The following is an 18,035-nucleotide window of genomic DNA, read 5'->3' as shown; positions in this document are numbered from 1 at the left end:
CCCTTTCCGGTCTCACAGGACTGAATTAAAAGGTTATTATTATGAAGCAATCTGCTTAGATTGTTTTATTTGTTTCGTTTCCGGTAGTAGTAGATTTAACAGTACACCTACAATTGCTGCTAGTGCCATTCCTTCTACTTGGAATGATTCTCCTACGTGAAGTACCGCTCCACCAATACCGATTACTAATATTACTGATGCAATCATTAAGTTTCGTTTGTCACTTAAATCTGTTTTATCATCTACCATCATGCGTAATCCGCTTGATGCGATTACACCGAATAGTAAGATTGATACACCACCCATAACTGGTGTTGGGATCGAATGAATCAGTGCAGAAATCTTACCGATAAACCCGAACATGATTGCGAATACTGCTGAACCGATGAATAAGTATACACTGTATGCTCTCGTAATTGCTAGCACACCGATGTTTTCACCATACGTTGTATTCGGTGGCCCACCGATTAGTGACGCAATTAATGTTGCTACTCCGTCACCGAAGATTGAACGGTGTAAACCTGGTTTTTCAATTAAATCTCTTTTAATAACATTTCCAAGAACAATTTGATGTCCGATATGTTCTGATATTGTTACTAGTGCAACTGGTACCATCAAGAGTACAATCTTCCATGAAAACTCTGGTGTATATGTTACAAATGGTACTGTGAAATCTGGTACAACAAACCATTTTGCCTCAGCTACCGGCTTTAAGTCTACTAGCCCTTGGAAGTAAGCGAAGATATATCCGCCGATAATGCCAAGTAACACTGGTATTATACTGAAAAATCCTTTTCCAAATATCGAGCATATAATTGTAATTGCTAATGTTACTAATGCTACTGAAAAGTGTGTAAAGCTATATTTGCCATCCGCACCGTTCATCGCCATGTTAACTGCTGTATGTGCTAAAGCTAGACCGATTACCATTACTACTGGACCAACTACGATTGGTGGTAGTAATTTCATAATCCACTCTGATCCTGATTTCTTAATTCCGAGTGAGATTAAGATGTACACAAGTCCTGCTAGCAAACCACCAAGCATTGCTGCTCCCGGTCCACCTGCCGTTTTCGCTGTTATAATCGGTGCGATAAAGGCGAATGATGATCCTAGATAGGCAGGTACTTGACCTTTCGTTATAAGAAGGAACGCTAACGTTCCTAATCCACTTGATATTAATGCTACTGATGGATTCAATCCTGTTAAAAACGGAACAAGCACTGTTGATCCAAACATCGCGAACAAATGTTGTATACTTAAAAATAACCATTTTCCCGGTTTCGGTACTTCATTAACGTCTAACACTGGCTTTTGTTCCATTGTTACATCCTCCTTCAGTTTAAATCTTTGCAATAAAAAAACTCTTTGTGCCTGTGCACAAAGAGTCCTACACTTTCGTATGCCAAATTTGACATATGAAAGCCAAGACCCTTTGGCAGCCTCACAGGACTACATTTAAAAGGGCTTTACTTATCGTATATGCTTACTCGATCTTGTTGATCTGTCTCTTGCAAATCAACTTCGATACGCTCTTCACTTGATGTTGGAATGTTCTTCCCTACATAATCAGCGCGAATTGGTAATTCGCGATGACCTCTATCAACAAGAACCGCCAATTGGATTTGAGATGGTCTACCTAAATCCATAAGAGCATCCATTGCTGCTCGAACTGTTCTTCCTGTATATAATACGTCATCCACAAGGATAACTTTCTTCTTCGTAATATCTACAGGGATATCAGAACCTTTTACAAGTGGTTCTTTATTTTTCGATTGTAGTGTTAAATCATCACGATATAACGTAATGTCTAACTCTCCAACTTCCATTTCTTTTCCTTCAATTTGACCAATTCGTTCTGCCAAACGTTGTGCAATAAAAATTCCACGAGTTTTAATTCCGACAAGAACACAATTATCGACACCTTTATTTCGTTCCACGATTTCATGACTAATTCGTGTTAAAGCGCGGCGAATCATTTGGTCATCTAAAACGACAGCTTTCTCTTGCATGCTCTACACCTCCAAGCTTTTTTCTTGCGTGAGAGTAATGGTATAAAAAAAGTCCTCTCAGCGTGTGCGAGAGGACTTTTGAAAAAAGGGTACAACATACCCTAAGTATTTCAAACCGTTACCTTCTCAACCTCACGGGGCTGTGTTAAAGGATCATTATTTAACTGTTGTCAGTATCTCAGTTTTCTTATGATTTGTCAATACTATTTTCGTAAAATATTTAATACGTCTTCAAACACTTCTGGAATCGGTGCCTCAAACTGAATATATTCACCAGTACGAGGATGATCAAAGCCTAAAATACCCGCATGAAGTGCTTGTCCATTCATATCTAACGTTTTCTTCGGACCATACTTCGGATCTCCTGCAAGTGGATAGCCAATATATTTCATATGAACACGAATTTGGTGCGTACGTCCCGTTTCTAAGCGACATTCTACAAGCGTAAAGTCTTTAAAGCGTTCTAACACTTGGAAGTGCGTAACAGCGTTCTTACCATTTTCATCAACTGTCATACTTTGACGCTCTTTCTTATCACGAGCAATCGGAGCATCAATCGTTCCCTTATCATGCGGAATCACACCGTGTACAATCGCTTTGTAACGTCTCGTTACTGTTTTTGCTACAAGCTGATTTACAAGCGATTCATGTGCCATATCATTTTTAGCAACCATTAATAGTCCAGATGTATCTTTATCAATACGATGCACGATACCTGGACGCATTACACCGTTAATGCCTGATAAGTCTGTACAATGGTGCATAAGGCCGTTTACAAGTGTACCACTTGTATGCCCTGGTGCTGGATGTACAACCATACCACGTGGCTTATTTACAACAAGCACATCTGCATCTTCATAATAAATTTCTAAATTTAAATCCTCTGGTTGAATATCTAACTCTTCTGGTTCAGGAATTGTTACTGTAATTTCATCTTCTTCTTTTACTTTATAATTCCCTTTTACCGCTTTTCCGTTTACTGTCACAACGTCATCTTTAATCCATTGCTGCACTTGCGTACGTGACCATTCGTTATTTATCCCTGCAACGAATTTATCAATTCGCTCGTTTTTTTGCTCTGCTGCAACTGTTACTTGTACTACTTCACTCATTCAATTACTCCTTCGCTTTCTTGCCTTCTAATAATGTTTGAATAATAATTAATACAACACCAATACATAATGCTGAATCAGCTATATTGAATACTGGATAGTTGTACGAGAAAATATACACGTGAATGAAATCCACTACTTCTTGTCTAAATACACGATCAATAAAGTTACCAATTGCCCCGCCCAAAATTAGGCTTAACGAAATACCTAGAAGCTTGTCTGTTTTCGCATACTTTTTCATATAAAATACAATAAACACTACAAAAACAACTGTAATAATGTAGAAGAACCACATTTTATTTTCTAAAATACCCCAAGCAGCGCCTCTATTTCGATGTGATGTTATGTATAATACATTGTCGATAATCGGAATACTCGTACCCAATTCCATGTTCTTTACAATTAACCACTTCGATATTTGATCGATAGCAATGACGAATAACGCTATTACATAATATATCATTTTCATTTCCCCCACAAAGACAGTGTACCTCAAAATTTTAGCATAGCTGCTACCTTTTCACAATGAACCTTTATAGAAGAATAAAATAAATTAAAAAAGGTAATATAATATCGTTGTGCGTATTCATACATTTACCTTTTCGTAGAAGAATTCATGAATCGTACGGGCAGTCGGCATTGTCTTCATTTGCTTTGTGGAAATTAATCTCCCCGTCTCTTCACAAATACCATACATGTCTATTTCCATTTTAAATAATGCGCGTTCTACATCCTTTAAATCCTCTTTTATATCATGTAATAGCAATTTTTTCTTTATCTCTTCCTTAATTTCATATCCAAGCTCTTGGCTGAACTCGACATCATATTTGTGCATTACTTCTTTAGCTAGTCTCTCTTGCAACTCTTTTCTCATCAATTGCAATTCTTCTTTTATTTCCATGTAAATTTCATTCACGTGTACATTCCTCCTAGCTGTAATGTACAGTTAGTGTGTCCGAAATTTATTTGCTTACCTCACACACATTTTTCCTTCACAGGAAAGAGTCTGAAAGTGATCTTGATATACCATCAACAAAAAAACTGACCGCATCAATAGCAGTCAGTTTTTTATTATTTTACATAGTTTTCTTTAACAACTGTTGCACAACGCTCACATAATGTTTCATGTTCAGCATCTTTACCAATTGTTTCTGAAACTACCCAACAACGTTCACATGTTTCACCAGTTGCTTGAACAACAACAACCGCTGTATGTTCATACTTCGGTGCATCTGCTGGCGCTTCATCCATCATACCACCAAGTTTATACTCAGAAACGATGAATAATTGCTTTAAGTCTTCGCTAATAGACTCTAACATAGCTTTCATTTCTGCAGTTGGATATAGCGTAATGCTTGCATTTAATGACTTACCGATTACTTTTTCATTACGAGCTACTTCTAGTGCTTTTAACACGTCATCACGTAATGTCATAAATGCATCCCATTTTGTTTTTAACGCTTCCGCGTCATCTAATTGTACAGCTTCTGGCATATCAGTTAATTGTACACTTTCTTCTGTTACGCCTGGAATATATGGCCATACTTCATCAGCTGTGTGCGGTAAGATTGGTGTTACAAGTTTCGTTAACGCAACAAGAACATCATATAATACAGTTTGAATTGCACGACGATCTTCGTGGTTTGCACCTTCAATGTATAAGATGTCTTTTGCAAAGTCTAAGTAGAATGAACTTAAATCAATTGTACAGAAGTTATGAATTGCATGATACACAGCAGCGAAATCGTATGTCTCATATGCTTCTTTAACTTTTGTAATTAAGTCATTTAATTTTACTAACATGTAACGATCTACTTCACGAAGTTCAGCTACAGCTACTGCATTTTCACTTGGCTTAAAGTCGTCTAAGTTTCCTAATAAGAAACGGAATGTGTTACGGATTTTACGATACACTTCTGCTACTTGTTTTAAAATATCATCTGAAATACGTACGTCAGATTGATAGTCAACAGAAGATACCCATAAGCGTAAAATGTCTCCGCCTAATTGATCCATGATTTTCTTCGGTACGACGATGTTTCCAATCGACTTACTCATTTTACGTCCTTCACCATCTAGTACGAAACCGTGGCTTAGTACGCCTTTATATGGAGCTTTACCTGTTACAGCAACTGCTGTTGATAATGAAGAGTTAAACCAACCACGATACTGGTCAGATCCTTCTAAATATAAATCAGCTGGACGCTGTAAATCTTCGCGCTCTTCTAATACCGCTTGGTGAGAAGAACCTGAATCGAACCATACATCCATGATGTCTGTTTCTTTACGGAATTCACCATTTGGACTACCTGGATGTGTAAATCCTTCTGGTAATAGATCTTTCGCTTCACGCTCGAACCATACGTTAGAACCGTGTTCACGGAATAAATCTGCTACATGGTTAATTGTTTCATCCGTAATAATTGGATCACCATTCTCAGCATAGAATACCGGAATTGGCACACCCCATGCACGCTGACGAGAAATACACCAGTCACCACGGTCACGAACCATATTATGAAGACGAGTTTCTCCCCATGCTGGTACCCATTTTGTTTCTGCTACAGCTTCTATTAATTCTTTACGGAATGCTTCAATAGATGCAAACCACTGTGCTGTCGCACGGAAAATAATTGGTTTTTTCGTTCTCCAATCATGTGGGTATGAATGTGTAATGAATGTTAGTTTCAGTAACGCGCCTACTTCTTCTAATTTTTCTGTAATTGGTTTGTTAGCTTTATCATAGAATAAGCCTTCAAATCCAGGTGCCTCATTTGTTAATACACCTTTATCATCGACTGGGCAAAGTACTTCTAATCCATACTTTTTACCAACAACGAAGTCATCTTCCCCGTGTCCTGGTGCTGTATGAACACAACCTGTACCTGCATCTGTTGTTACGTGATCTCCTAGCATAACTAATGAATCACGATCGTAGAATGGATGTTTTGCAACTGTATACTCAAGTTCGCTACCTTTTACTGTTTTCACAACTTCAGCATTTTCCCACTCTAACGTTTTTGCAACTGTCTCAAACAGCTCAGAAGCAATGATATATTTCTCATCATTTACTTTTACAATGCTATATTCAAGCTCTGGATGAACAGAAATACCTAAGTTTGCAGGTAATGTCCAAGGTGTTGTTGTCCAAATGATGTACTTTTCATCACCTTCTAATACGTTCTTTCCATCTTTTACAGGGAATGCTACGTAAATAGATGCTGATTTTTTATCTTGATATTCAATTTCAGCTTCTGCTAAAGCAGATTCACTCGTTGGAGACCAGTAAACTGGTTTTTGACCTTTATAGATATAACCTTTTTTCGCCATGTCACCAAACACTTTAATTTGTTGTGCTTCATAAGCTGGCTCTAAAGTAATATATGGATTATCCCAATCTGCACGTACACCTAGACGCTTAAATTGCTCACGTTGACGTTCTACTTGTTCATATGCATACTCTGCACATAACTTACGGAACTCAGCAACTGTCATTTCTTTACGTTTTACACCTTTATTTGTTAAAGCTTGTTCAATTGGTAAACCGTGCGTATCCCATCCCGGAACATATGGCGCACTAAAACCAGTCATTGATTTATAACGAACAATAAAGTCTTTTAATACTTTATTTAATGCATGTCCCATATGAATGTCACCATTCGCATATGGAGGTCCATCATGCAATACAAATAAAGGACGACCTTTTGTATGTTCTTGTACTTTTTCGTAAATATTCATTTCAGCCCATTTTTCTTGCATTGCAGGCTCACGTTTTGGTAAATTCCCACGCATTGGGAACTCTGTTTTTGGCATCAGTAATGTATTTTTGTACTCCATGCTCAATTCCTCCTTACATGTATAAAAGAAATACTTAAAAAACGGAATAAAAAAGAGACTTTCTCATCCCCAAAAGGGACGAGAAAGTCTCCCGCGGTACCACCCTAGTAGATTCTATACATATGTATAGAATCCTCTTTATATTCTTAACGCGAATACACGCCTACGCTTACTCTATTTGTTCAGCGCGGAACTCCAGGGTGATATTCCCACTATCTCCTTATCCTGAGCTTACACCATCCTCAGTTCGCTATATAAGGTTTGAAAAGGTACTTATCCCTATCTTCGTTTTTCTTAATAAATATGTTGTTTAAAATTATATGTAATAATGAGAAAAACGTCAAGCTTACACTGTTTCTTCTTTTTTCAACAGTTCATCTACTTCGTCTTCTAATTCAATTAGTTTATCCCAATCATCGTTGTTTAACATCTCAAGCTGTGTTTCTAATAACATACGGAAACGAGTTCGGAATACTTTCGCTTGTTTCTTTAGCTCTTCAATATCAAAAGCAACTTTTCTTGATTTTACTAATGCTTCGTTAATAATACGATCAGCATTCTTTTCAGCTTCACGCACAATTAATTTCGCTTCTTTTTGCGCATTACGTTTTACTTCTTCCGCTGCTTCTTGTGCAACAACGATAGATTTGTTTAACGTATCTTCAATATTAGAGAAATGATCTAACTTCCCTTCTAACTGCGCAACTTTTTCTTCTAAAGCTTTTTTCTCACGAATGACCAATTCATAATCTTTGATAATTTGATCAAGAAACTCATTTACTTGATCTTCATCATAGCCACGGAATCCGCGACCAAATTCTTTGTTATGAATATCTAATGGTGTTAACGGCACAACGCCACCTCCAAGTAGTTATCTAAATTTCCTCTTTCAATTATATCTTTTCTTCGACAAAATAGGAGGATTTCCTTCTAAAAAACCAATCATTTTAGTATACCATACAAAATTCTCCATTTGTCGCGTTTTGTTCTACCTTCTACAGAAAATAATTTACTTCGGCCATATCCTCTAACAGAAAAAACATCTCCTGGATAACATTCATAAGAAGTTTGCTCCACTGTTTTCCAATTGACTTTTACTAAACCATTTTTTATGAAAGGTTGTACTTTCTGTCTAGATAAATGTAACATTTCAGCTAACATAACATCTAAACGAAGTGAAGAAACCGTTCCAGATTTCTCTCCCCACGTTTCATGTATCTGTAGAATTTGTTCTCCTTGCACTGACGCTAAAGAGACTTTTACTTTCCCTATTGATTGTAAGTTCATCTCAATATACGATACAATTTCTTTCGCAACTACAATTTGGGCACGATTTTCTTGCAGCAAAATATCACCACATTTTTCTCTTGTTAAACCAAGAGACATAAATGTACCTAATATTTGCCTATGTTCTAGCGTATAAAACTTGGAAGGATAGTCAATTTCTAATACTTCTACTTGAAATTCTTCTTCATTTAATTCTAGATAGTCTGGATAAATAAGTGCTCTTTTACGCTCTGCATTAGGCGTTGCACCACCAAATTGCACAGCAACATCACCTTGTCCTATTACCATAGAAACAATTTGTTGTTGCCTAGGATCAAGAAAATCCGTTAACTTCACTTGATGGTACTCCGCCGCTCGCTTCCACTCTAGCACTTTATCCACAAAGACCTCCTCATCAGGCCTAAAATGTTCGTAGATGCTCATGTATTTACCTTCTTACTATAAGAAATAGCTTAATAAACTGAACAAACCAGTTTTAGCAAGTTTCAACGCAAAGATTGCAACGATTGGAGAAATATCAATCATTCCAAGCGGCGGAATAAAGCGGCGGAATGGTTCTAAATACGGTTCACAAATACGTGCCAGGAACTCTCCAAAAGATGATTCCTTTGCACCAGGAAACCATGATAGGAGAATGTAAATAATAAGTGCCCACGAGTAAATCTCGATAGCATAACTTAACACTATAAAAACTGTTGTCATGGCGTATTACCACCTCTTTATATTTGTTTCTTCTTCTTCACCGAATAACTCTGAAATCGCACCAACAATATCTACATTTTCAGGTGTACACATAAATGTTTTCGGCCCTATTTTTTGAATGTCCCCGCCTATAGCGTATACAGTACCACTTAAAAAGTCAACGATACGTACCGCTTGATCAGTAGACATTCTCTGCAAATTAATTACAACAGCTCGTCTACCTTTTAAGTGGTCCGCAATCCCTTGTGCTTCCGAATATGTGCGTGGTTCTAATAAAACAACTTTTGAAGATTGTTTTGCTGTTTCAATACTCACAACATTTTGCTTCGGTTGCGCTTTCGGAAACGTAACGTCTTGTTGTTCTGGTGGATCTTGCTGCTTTTTCATGTCTGTTTGCTCCTTTTCATAACCATATTGAGCTGCTTCTTTTTCTTCCGGTGTATCAAAAAAAAAGTATTTTACTTTTGACCAACTCATAATAAGATTCTCCTTCCTTTTACGCTTTTCCTACTAAAATCGTTCCCAAACGAATATATGTAGCCCCTTCTTCAATTGCAATCTTGTAATCGTTGGACATTCCCATTGATAATTCTTTACATGGCGCATGTAATAACTCTAGCTCCTGCACCTCTGTTTGCAGCATACGTAATTCCTTAAAACAGCGTCTGATTTCTTCCTCTTCTTCTGTAAATGGAGCCATCGTCATTAGTCCAACCACTTCAATTTTATCGAATTCTTGCAAACTTTGAATAAAAGAAACAACCTCTTCTATTGCCAATCCTTGCTTCGATTCTTCAGATGAGGTTTTCACTTGAATAAAGCATTTCACTTTCTTATCAGCACGTTTCTGAATTTCTTTCGCCAGTGAAAGACGATCTAACGAATGTAAATAATCAATTTCATTAATGATTTCTTTTACTTTTCTCGTTTGTAATGAGCCAATAAAGTGCCAATTAACTTTTGAACCGAAATGCTCGTATTTCTGTAAGAAACCTTCATTTCTATTTTCACCTAAATCGATAACTCCAGCTTCAATTACTTCATTTGTTTTTTCAATCCCTACAGTTTTTGTAACTGCAACAAGTTTAATATCTTGCAACGAACGTCCAGCTCGAGCGCAAGATTCTTTAATAGCTTCGTTTACAATTTCTAAATTTTCTTGTACTGTCACTTGCTTTCTTCCTCCTTAAAACCTATGAAACTCAACATTCTTCCTGTCTTACCTTGATCACGACGATGAGAGAAAAATAGTTGCTCTTCACAGCTTGTACAAAGAGATGACATTACAATATGCTCTTCTTTTATGCCTGCTTGTACACATAATATACGATTAATTTCTTTTAAATTAATTGCGTACTGCCCGTCAGAAATTTTTTGATGAGGAACAGCACCCCTAACTACTTCCTGTGCTGCTGTTAATACACGATCATCCACAACATAACAACAAGATCCGATCGACGGCCCAATTGCAACATGAATTTCATCACTTGAAATACCTTCTGCATTCCACTTTTGAATCATTTCCTTTGCAATCTCTTGTACAGTGCCTTTCCATCCAGCATGCGCAAGTCCTATCATACCATGTGATGGTGCATAAAAATAGAGCGGAACACAATCCGCGTAACAAGACGTTAACAGAACATCTTCATTACTCGTATAAATGCCATCTGTTTTTGAAATGCCGTCCTCATATGAATAGACACCACTTCCCTTTTCCTGTTGCCCTACTTTTTCAACATGATGAGCATGAACTTGTTCAGAGCAAATCCAATTTTCTAATGGTTTTTGTAACTTATTTGCTAAAATGCGTCTGTTTTCATGAACGTTCTCCACGATATCATTCACATGTAATCCTAAATTCATCGCATGAAAGGAGCCCGTACTTATCCCACCATCTTTTGTCGTAAATCCAGCAGTAATGTTTCCAAGTTCTTTCCACGCTTGTAAATACAGTATACCGTCCACATATTTAAATGGTTCTCTCATAATAAAGCGGCTCCTTTTAATTAAAATAACAGAAAAAAGCATGGTACTTCCTGTCTATTTTACCATACTTTTATTTTTTCATAATCCTAACAGAAAAAAAAGAGGAATTTGTAATATTCTTTATGAAATTGTCGGTGTTTGTATTGATTCTGTTACAGAATTAACAGGATTTACTCTTACAAGTATGACATCTTCCCCAATTTTCACAATTTCCTTCCAAGGAATTACAATCTCAACATCTTTTCCAAAAATACCTAGCATACGTGTCTGTTTTGAAATAATAACAGAACAAATTTTCCCTGTGTTCATATCAATTTCAATATCTCCAATATTCCCAATCCTTTTTCCATCTGAAATATTTATAACATCCTTCATCTGTAACTCTGAAATTCGTATCACCATTTTTATCCTCTCCCTTATATGACAAATTGGAAACTGTTTCTCATATTTACAGGAAGCCACCTACACGAAACACCATGCTAGTTTCATTATATGAACACAAATCCCCTACTATGAGCACAAACCATATTACATATAAAAAGGTCTCACCATAATTGGTGAGACCTTATCCTTGAATCGTTTTATTCATTTGTTTAATGGCTGACTTCTCTAAACGTGATACTTGCGCTTGGGAAATCCCAATTTCTTCTGCAACTTCCATCTGTGTCTTTCCTTGGAAGAAACGTTTTCTAATAATCATTTTCTCTCTATCATTTAAACGCTTCATTCCTTCTTTCAATGCTAATTCTTCAACCCACTGCTCGTCCTTTTGTTTTTCATCACTTAACTGATCCATAACAAAGATAGGATCTCCCCCATCATTATAAATCGGTTCAAATAATGAAACTGGATCTTGAATTGCATCTAAAGCAAATACTATCTCTTCATGAGTTACTTCTAGCACTTTTGCAATATCCATTGCTGTTGGTTCTTTTGAATTTTCTGCAATCAACTTTTCTCTTACTTGCAAAGCTTTATACGCAATATCTCGCAATGAGCGCGATACGCGAATCGGATTATTATCACGCAAATATCTGCGTATTTCCCCAATAATCATCGGCACAGCATACGTTGAAAATTTTACATTTTGGCCTAAATCAAAATTATCAATTGATTTCATAAGTCCGATGCAACCAACTTGAAATAAATCGTCAACATATTCTCCTCTGTTATTAAATCTTTGGATGACGCTCAGTACAAGACGTAAGTTTCCATTCACTAATTTTTCTCTTGCGCTTATCTCTCCACTTTGCATTTCACGAAATAATTTACGCATCTCTTCATTTTTTAATACTGGAAGTTTAGCTGTATCAACACCGCAAATTTCTACTTTGTTTCTCGTCAAAGTGTTCCCTCCTATCGGGAGTTGCTGTACAGTGTAAAGTATTTCCTTTGAAGGGGATTTTATGCATGTGGTTTTTTCACGATTTGTTATTTAAATTATCTTTCCTAATACAACTAAATAGAATAAGACCAGCCTACATAACGGCTGGTCTTATTCTTTACACCATTTTATTAAATTCTTTTCGTAATCTTTTTATAATTCTTTTTTCTAAACGCGAAATGTATGACTGTGAAATCCCAAGCATATCAGCCACATCTTTTTGCGTCTTTTCCTCTCCTCCAGCAAGCCCAAACCGAAGTTCCATAATTTGTTTTTCACGATCATTTAATTGGTGTAATGCTTTCATTAAAAGGTGACGATCTACAGTAGCTTCTAAATCTTTTGTAATAATATCATCATCTGTACCTAACACGTCAGACAATAACAGTTCATTCCCATCCCAATCAATGTTTAGTGGTTCATCAAAAGAAACTTCCGAACGATTTTTGTTATTTCGACGTAAATGCATTAAAATTTCATTTTCTATACAACGCGATGCATATGTTGCTAATTTTATTTTCTTTTCTGGATTAAATGTATTTACCGCTTTAATAAGGCCGATTGTTCCTATACTAATCAAATCTTCAATATTTATCCCTGTATTTTCAAACTTTCTTGCTATATATACAACGAGCCTTAAGTTACGTTCAATAAGTAATGACCTTGCTGCCTGATCTCCTTTTGGCAATTTATTCAAAAGAACTTCCTCTTCTTCTTTTGTTAACGGTGGTGGCAACGCTTCACTTCCACCAATATAATAAATTTCATCGGTCTTAATTCCTAATTTCAGCAATACTTTATACCAAAGGTATACTAAATAAAATTTTAATTTCATCATATTATCCCGCCTCTCATTATTAAGCAATTACCATTTTTTGTGAAATCAACATTTTTGGATGCACAATACATTGATACTCCCCATTAGTAGAAAGCTGTTGTGTATTTAATCCAATTAATACTTTGTTTACAACAATAGAACTACCTTCATGGTCAACTTGCACACTGTCAGGCTTAATTGCCCACAAAAATTGACTCTCTACCCCTACTGCACGGAAAGGAATTAAGCGTAATTTTGTCGCCCAACCAGAATCATTTTCTGGTATTTGAGGAATTTCTGTTTTGGAATAAATTTGTTCTGTTAACCAAGATGGTAAGCAATGTTCTAATGATGAAACATGCATAATCATAACGGGTGTTTTTGTTAATGGGTCATAAAGTTGGTTCCCACTGTCAATAAGACCTGCCAGTTCTAGTTCTTCTTCTGCTAATTGAATTTTTACTTTCACAATTTGATCATAGTGTATTTTCGTGACCTCTACGCTTTCAATACGCTTTTTAGAAAAATAATAAATTACTGGAAAACCAAAAATAACAAATAACCAACTAATTGGATCACCGTAAGAAATTGACTGAGATTGAACCAATCCATTTACCATTTCATTCGTTTGCAAAAAGAAATGAGTTCCAATTAATCCTCCGCCAACCATAAAGGTTACAAAGTAAAAAGTAAAAACAGTTTGTGCATAATTTCTAAATGTTGTAAACCCAAATGCTGTATACACAATAAGTAACGAGTACAGTAGTTTCATAATTGGATGTGTCATCATAGAAGCAAAAGGAGTAAAGGCAAAAATAACAATAGTTGAACCTATAAATGCCCCTAACACAAGCCTCCATTTTTTGATTTTCTTTTTTAACACGGTAGCTGTTAATAAAAGCAAAAGAAAATCAATGCAGGCGTTTAACAACCAAACAACGTCGGCGTAAACAACCAAACAATTCACCTCTTTTTTCAAGTTGAGACTAGTATAATGCATATCCAATAGGAAAGTGTGTCAATTTGCGGAGGTGTTTTTTTGTTATTTTGTGATTTCTAGACATAATCTGTCGGTAAAAAATAAAAGTACAAATTCATAGAATGATATACTCTTATTTTCACCAACAAAATATACCAAATAAAAAAAAGACCTGCTTAGCAGGTCTTTTCCATTTAAAAAACAAAAAAGGAGCATGAAAGCTCCTTTTTTTATCGTCTACGACGGTTACGTAAAAATGCTGGAATATCGATATCATCTGAATCTGAATGACGCTCATGTACAACTGGCTCTTCACGCTTCATTTCACGTTTTACTTCACGTTGTTTTGAAGGTTGAGCTACTGGTTGTTGCTGTTGTTGCGTGTGGTTCGCATTCGGGCGAATAATTGGTTTTGGTGGTTGAGTTGCAATGCTATCATCAAAACCAGTTGCAATTACAGTTACAACGATATCATCTTTTAATCCTTCGTTAATAACAGAACCGAAGATCATATTTACTTCTGGATCTGAAGCTGAAGCTACGATATCTGCCGCTTCTTGTACTTCATATAAGCTTAAGTTAGCGCCACCCGTAATGTTCATGATAACACCTTGAGCTCCATCAATAGATGTTTCTAGTAATGGACTAGAAATCGCTTTTTTCGCAGCTTCTGCAGCACGATTTTCCCCGTTACCAGAACCAATACCCATTAAAGCAGAACCTCTATTAGACATAATTGTCTTTACGTCTGCAAAGTCTAAGTTAATTAAACCTGGCGTTGCAATTAAATCCGAAATACCTTGAACACCTTGACGTAATACGTTATCAGCTTCACGGAATGCTTCTAACATTGGCGTATTTTTATCAACAATCTCTAATAAGCGATCGTTTGGAATTACAATAAGAGTATCTACATTTTCTTTAAATGCTGCAATACCAGATGCTGCTTGCGTCGCACGCTTACGTCCTTCAAAAGTAAATGGACGTGTTACAACACCAACTGTTAAAGCACCTAATTCTTTTGCAACTTGAGCAACAACTGGAGCTGCACCAGTTCCAGTTCCACCGCCCATACCGGCAGTTACGAAGACCATATCCGCACCACGAAGTGCTTCTTGGATCTGTTCTTTACTTTCTTCTGCAGCTTTTTTCCCTACTTCAGGGTTTGCGCCTGCACCAAGTCCACGCGTTAATTTTCCACCAATTTGCATTTTTGTTTCAGCTTTTGATAGATTTAATGCTTGTGCATCAGTGTTCACAGCGATAAAGTCTACACCTTGTACACCGTGTTCAATCATACGGTTTACAGCATTGTTTCCGCCACCGCCGACACCGATAACTTTTATATTCGCTAATTGATCTTGAGTAGTATCAAACTCTAACATGTCGAAATCCCCCTAGAACCTCATTTTTCGTGTCCAATTTTAATCCCATAAATAACGGAATACACGTTTTACTTTTGACATCATGCGGTCATCATTTTGATTATTATTGTTTTGATTACGAGTTTTTTGTTTCGCGGGTTGCTGTTGTACCGGCGTTGGTGCTGGTGCTGGTGCTGGTACTGGTTCAAAATGCTCTTGCTTTTCCTGCACATTTTTCCCACGTAATTTAGCTTTTTGATAAGAATGTTTAATTAATCCAACTCCACTTGTATATTGGGGCTCACGCACACCAATATAATCAGGAGTTGCTACACGAACATTTTCATGTAAAATATCATATGCAAGATCAAGAACACCTGGCATAGAAGCAATTCCGCCAGTTAGTACATAACCAGAAGCCACTTGCTTTACTCCTAACTTACGCACTTCATCTTGAACAAACATTAAAATTTCCTCTACACGAGCCTCTATTATATCCGATAATTCCAACTGAGAATATTGTTCTGTTTGATCACTTCCCATAATAGGAACCGTAAACATCTCTTCTTCAGATGCTGTATCATAAAAAGCATGTCCATATTTCAACTTAATTTGATCTGCATTTTCTGTTGAAGTTTTCAACCCAATCGCAATATCTTTCGTTATATGGTCTCCACCTAATGGTAATACGCTCGTCGCTTGTAACTCTCCATCTTTAAAAATAGATAAAGTTGTAGATCCTCCCCCCATATCAACAAGGGCTACTCCTCTATTTTTTTCATCTGAAGATATAGCAACTGTTGCAGCCGCTAAAGGTTGAAGACAAATATCAACAATTTCAAGACCTGCTTTTTCTACACAACGAAGTAGGTTATGTAGTAAAGTTCTCGAGCCTGTAATAAGTGTACCTTCCATTTCTAATCTTACACCGATCATCCCGCGTGGATCGTTAATCTCGTCAAGACCGTCTACGATGAACTGTCGAGGTACCACATCAATAAACTCACGCTCTGGAGCAATTGACACAACTTGTGCTGCATCTAGAACGCGTAAGACATCTTCATTCCCGATTTCACGATCTTCATTTGAAACAGCGACTACTCCGTGACAAGGAAGTAGCTGTACCTGGTTTGCATTGACACCTACTACAACTTGCTCAATGTGGATTCCCACCATGCGCTCAGCTTGTTCAATTGCTTTTTTAATTGATCGAACAGTCTCGTCTATATCAACTATCGATCCCTTCTTTAAACCATTTGATTTTACATTTCCAACACCAATAATGTTTAAGCTGTCATTAACCATTTCACCAATGATGACTTTAACATTGGATGTACCGATGTCAAGACTAACATATATTTCATTGCTGTTCATTCTTTGGCACCTCCTTCTTTATTTATACCATACAACTCAATATATGGAACAACAATCGCAACTTTACTATTTATAAGAAAAATATTCAACGTCTTTATACGTTTCCCTTTTTTAACCCTATATTTTTCTTATTTTTATTTAGCATTCAATTAAGAATATCGCAGTAAACTATGAATAACTGCTTATCTTGAAATAATTCTATTTCCAGTGTAAAGTTTACCGCCAAGTATAAGTCTACACTAAGATGTACTCATAGAAAAGTGAAACTTGTACCAATACTAGTATGAATCTAAGAATTTTTACATATTTTTCATCAAATGAACCATTCTTCTAAATTCGTATACATATAATAGAACATTCGTTTCGTTTTTTCTGCTATAAGCAACGAAAACTACCATTCTATTCTTTTTTGTCTTCCGCACCTAATTCTTTCGTATATGCACCTACTTCTAAGTCAATTAATACCTTCTTACCTGGCTCAATTGTTTTTAAAATAAGTGGATAGGCTTCCATACGTTTTGCGAAATTTTGAATCGTAGTGCTCACTTCATAACCTTCATTCATATATAAAGTAAGATGATCTTCATTCGCATTTGTTGGTGAATAGCGAATCTCCGAAATAGATTTTAAAATAGCTGGTGTTAATTTTTCTAGTTCAGCGATTAACTCCTTCATTTTCTCTTCTTTAAAAGGTTCGAAAATCGGTGCTGCAACAGGAAGTTTTCCATTAGGTAGTACATCAAGCGTTTTTCCATTTTCTAATAACGGTTGTAGTTTTCCCTCTTTATTTATATAACCAATCGTTAAATATTCTTCGATATGAATATCAATCTTGTTTGGAAAACGTTTTTTTACATTTACTGCTTTAATTTCTTTTCGCTTCGTTAAGTTTTCTTCAGCTTTATGTGCTGTCACTCGGAAATAACTTGTATCATATGTCACGCCTGAATCCTTCATTACTTGCTCATCCGTCATATAGTGATTTCCAAACACACTAATCTTTTTTATATTACTAAGCGGAGACCGAAAATAAATTAAAAAGAGCACTAATAAAAATAAAATTGATATGTATAAAATCAATCGATGATTAACATTTTTTTTGTTTTTTTTCTTTTGATTTTTCAATTTTGGTACACGATCTTGTAGTTTAATCACTTTACTATTATTCATGTACGATCCCC

General features: G+C 36.2%; 19 protein-coding genes and 1 other annotated feature. All 19 genes read right to left on the bottom strand.

The genetic code is table 11. The features are described 5' to 3' along the window. Positions 1 to 39: 39 nt before the first annotated feature. The 19 genes from uraA to divIB all read right to left on the bottom strand — a co-directional run bounded on the left by uraA (position 40) and on the right by divIB (position 18,024). Positions 40 to 1,323, bottom strand: coding sequence for a uracil permease (gene uraA, locus QCI79_RS21345; RefSeq protein WP_000435926.1), 1,284 nt, complete (start codon positions 1,321 to 1,323; stop codon positions 40 to 42). A gap of 146 nt (positions 1,324 to 1,469) precedes the next feature. Beyond that, complete coding sequence (gene pyrR, locus QCI79_RS21340) at positions 1,470 to 2,012, bottom strand: bifunctional pyrimidine operon transcriptional regulator/uracil phosphoribosyltransferase (RefSeq protein ID WP_001156491.1); 543 nt, start codon at positions 2,010 to 2,012, stop codon at positions 1,470 to 1,472. A gap of 203 nt (positions 2,013 to 2,215) precedes the next feature. After that, positions 2,216 to 3,124 (bottom strand): RluA family pseudouridine synthase, encoded by a 909-nt coding sequence (locus QCI79_RS21335; protein ID WP_000005830.1) that lies wholly within the window; start codon positions 3,122 to 3,124, stop codon positions 2,216 to 2,218. Between the two features lie 4 nt (positions 3,125 to 3,128). Further along, positions 3,129 to 3,587: a lipoprotein signal peptidase LspA gene (gene lspA / locus QCI79_RS21330; RefSeq protein WP_000642184.1), complete on the bottom strand. Its 459-nt coding sequence runs from the start codon at positions 3,585 to 3,587 to the stop codon at positions 3,129 to 3,131. A gap of 123 nt (positions 3,588 to 3,710) precedes the next feature. Beyond that, a complete protein-coding gene (locus tag QCI79_RS21325; RefSeq protein WP_001002956.1) occupies positions 3,711 to 4,040 on the bottom strand; it encodes a TraR/DksA C4-type zinc finger protein in 330 nt (109 codons plus the stop codon). Positions 4,041 to 4,195: 155 nt separating this feature from the next. Next, entirely contained in the window at positions 4,196 to 6,961 is a 2,766-nt protein-coding gene (ileS2, locus tag QCI79_RS21320) for an isoleucine--tRNA ligase (protein WP_000455952.1), read from the bottom strand. Between the two features lie 71 nt (positions 6,962 to 7,032). Continuing rightward, positions 7,033 to 7,256: a binding site (T-box leader), on the bottom strand. A 51-nt stretch (positions 7,257 to 7,307) separates the two neighbouring features. Next, entirely contained in the window at positions 7,308 to 7,814 is a 507-nt protein-coding gene (gene divIVA / locus QCI79_RS21315; RefSeq protein ID WP_001131611.1) for a septum site-determining protein DivIVA, read from the bottom strand. 89 nt (positions 7,815 to 7,903) lie between these two features. Continuing rightward, a complete protein-coding gene (locus tag QCI79_RS21310; RefSeq protein WP_002098127.1) occupies positions 7,904 to 8,671 on the bottom strand; it encodes a YlmH family RNA-binding protein in 768 nt (255 codons plus the stop codon). 15 nt (positions 8,672 to 8,686) lie between these two features. Further along, on the bottom strand, positions 8,687 to 8,950 hold the full coding sequence (locus QCI79_RS21305) for a YggT family protein (protein ID WP_000214233.1): 264 nt from the start codon (positions 8,948 to 8,950) through the stop codon (positions 8,687 to 8,689). Positions 8,951 to 8,956: 6 nt separating this feature from the next. After that, positions 8,957 to 9,427 (bottom strand): cell division protein SepF, encoded by a 471-nt coding sequence (locus QCI79_RS21300; RefSeq protein ID WP_000119129.1) that lies wholly within the window; start codon positions 9,425 to 9,427, stop codon positions 8,957 to 8,959. Positions 9,428 to 9,446: 19 nt separating this feature from the next. After that, complete coding sequence (locus QCI79_RS21295; RefSeq protein WP_000218000.1) at positions 9,447 to 10,121, bottom strand: YggS family pyridoxal phosphate-dependent enzyme; 675 nt, start codon at positions 10,119 to 10,121, stop codon at positions 9,447 to 9,449. Beyond that, positions 10,118 to 10,936 (bottom strand): peptidoglycan editing factor PgeF, encoded by an 819-nt coding sequence (gene pgeF, locus QCI79_RS21290; protein WP_001209006.1) that lies wholly within the window; start codon positions 10,934 to 10,936, stop codon positions 10,118 to 10,120. The genes QCI79_RS21295 and pgeF overlap by 4 nt, the downstream gene beginning before the upstream one ends. 120 nt (positions 10,937 to 11,056) lie before the next feature. Continuing rightward, on the bottom strand, positions 11,057 to 11,338 hold the full coding sequence (locus QCI79_RS21285; protein WP_000236745.1) for a YlmC/YmxH family sporulation protein: 282 nt from the start codon (positions 11,336 to 11,338) through the stop codon (positions 11,057 to 11,059). A gap of 163 nt (positions 11,339 to 11,501) precedes the next feature. Further along, entirely contained in the window at positions 11,502 to 12,281 is a 780-nt protein-coding gene (gene sigG / locus QCI79_RS21280) for an RNA polymerase sporulation sigma factor SigG (RefSeq protein WP_000197755.1), read from the bottom strand. 157 nt (positions 12,282 to 12,438) lie between these two features. Next, positions 12,439 to 13,158, bottom strand: a complete 720-nt coding sequence (gene sigE, locus QCI79_RS21275; protein WP_000976948.1) for an RNA polymerase sporulation sigma factor SigE — start codon at positions 13,156 to 13,158, stop codon at positions 12,439 to 12,441. A gap of 19 nt (positions 13,159 to 13,177) precedes the next feature. Further along, the gene (gene spoIIGA, locus QCI79_RS21270; RefSeq protein WP_000261970.1) at positions 13,178 to 14,095 is read right to left on the bottom strand and encodes a sigma-E processing peptidase SpoIIGA; all 918 of its coding nucleotides are present in this window, start codon (positions 14,093 to 14,095) and stop codon (positions 13,178 to 13,180) included. A 251-nt stretch (positions 14,096 to 14,346) separates the two neighbouring features. After that, positions 14,347 to 15,501 carry a cell division protein FtsZ gene (gene ftsZ, locus QCI79_RS21265; protein ID WP_000888984.1) on the bottom strand — a complete coding sequence of 385 codons (1,155 nt, stop codon included), beginning with the start codon at positions 15,499 to 15,501 and terminating at the stop codon, positions 14,347 to 14,349. 39 nt (positions 15,502 to 15,540) lie between these two features. Beyond that, positions 15,541 to 16,854 carry a cell division protein FtsA gene (ftsA, locus tag QCI79_RS21260; protein ID WP_021728037.1) on the bottom strand — a complete coding sequence of 438 codons (1,314 nt, stop codon included), beginning with the start codon at positions 16,852 to 16,854 and terminating at the stop codon, positions 15,541 to 15,543. Positions 16,855 to 17,253: 399 nt separating this feature from the next. Next, on the bottom strand, positions 17,254 to 18,024 hold the full coding sequence (gene divIB / locus QCI79_RS21255; protein ID WP_001065788.1) for a cell division protein DivIB: 771 nt from the start codon (positions 18,022 to 18,024) through the stop codon (positions 17,254 to 17,256). Positions 18,025 to 18,035 lie beyond the last annotated feature (11 nt).

Source organism: Bacillus cereus group sp. MG1 (genome assembly GCF_040460035.1).
Classification (GTDB): domain Bacteria; phylum Bacillota; class Bacilli; order Bacillales; family Bacillaceae_G; genus Bacillus_A; species Bacillus_A cereus.
This window is presented reverse-complemented; position numbering and strand designations above follow the sequence as displayed.

Coding starts and splice junctions, on each gene's coding strand:
- uraA (WP_000435926.1), bottom strand. CDS start 1,323: ATGGAACAAAAGCCAGTGTTAGACGTTAATGAAGTACCGAAACCGGGA.
- pyrR (WP_001156491.1), bottom strand. CDS start 2,012: ATGCAAGAGAAAGCTGTCGTTTTAGATGACCAAATGATTCGCCGCGCT.
- QCI79_RS21335 (WP_000005830.1), bottom strand. CDS start 3,124: ATGAGTGAAGTAGTACAAGTAACAGTTGCAGCAGAGCAAAAAAACGAG.
- lspA (WP_000642184.1), bottom strand. CDS start 3,587: ATGATATATTATGTAATAGCGTTATTCGTCATTGCTATCGATCAAATA.
- ileS2 (WP_000455952.1), bottom strand. CDS start 6,961: ATGGAGTACAAAAATACATTACTGATGCCAAAAACAGAGTTCCCAATG.
- QCI79_RS21310 (WP_002098127.1), bottom strand. CDS start 8,671: ATGAGCATCTACGAACATTTTAGGCCTGATGAGGAGGTCTTTGTGGAT.
- QCI79_RS21305 (WP_000214233.1), bottom strand. CDS start 8,950: ATGACAACAGTTTTTATAGTGTTAAGTTATGCTATCGAGATTTACTCG.
- QCI79_RS21300 (WP_000119129.1), bottom strand. CDS start 9,427: ATGAGTTGGTCAAAAGTAAAATACTTTTTTTTTGATACACCGGAAGAA.
- pgeF (WP_001209006.1), bottom strand. CDS start 10,936: ATGAGAGAACCATTTAAATATGTGGACGGTATACTGTATTTACAAGCG.
- QCI79_RS21285 (WP_000236745.1), bottom strand. CDS start 11,338: ATGGTGATACGAATTTCAGAGTTACAGATGAAGGATGTTATAAATATT.
- sigE (WP_000976948.1), bottom strand. CDS start 13,158: ATGATGAAATTAAAATTTTATTTAGTATACCTTTGGTATAAAGTATTG.
- ftsZ (WP_000888984.1), bottom strand. CDS start 15,501: ATGTTAGAGTTTGATACTACTCAAGATCAATTAGCGAATATAAAAGTT.
- ftsA (WP_021728037.1), bottom strand. CDS start 16,854: ATGAACAGCAATGAAATATATGTTAGTCTTGACATCGGTACATCCAAT.
- divIB (WP_001065788.1), bottom strand. CDS start 18,024: ATGAATAATAGTAAAGTGATTAAACTACAAGATCGTGTACCAAAATTG.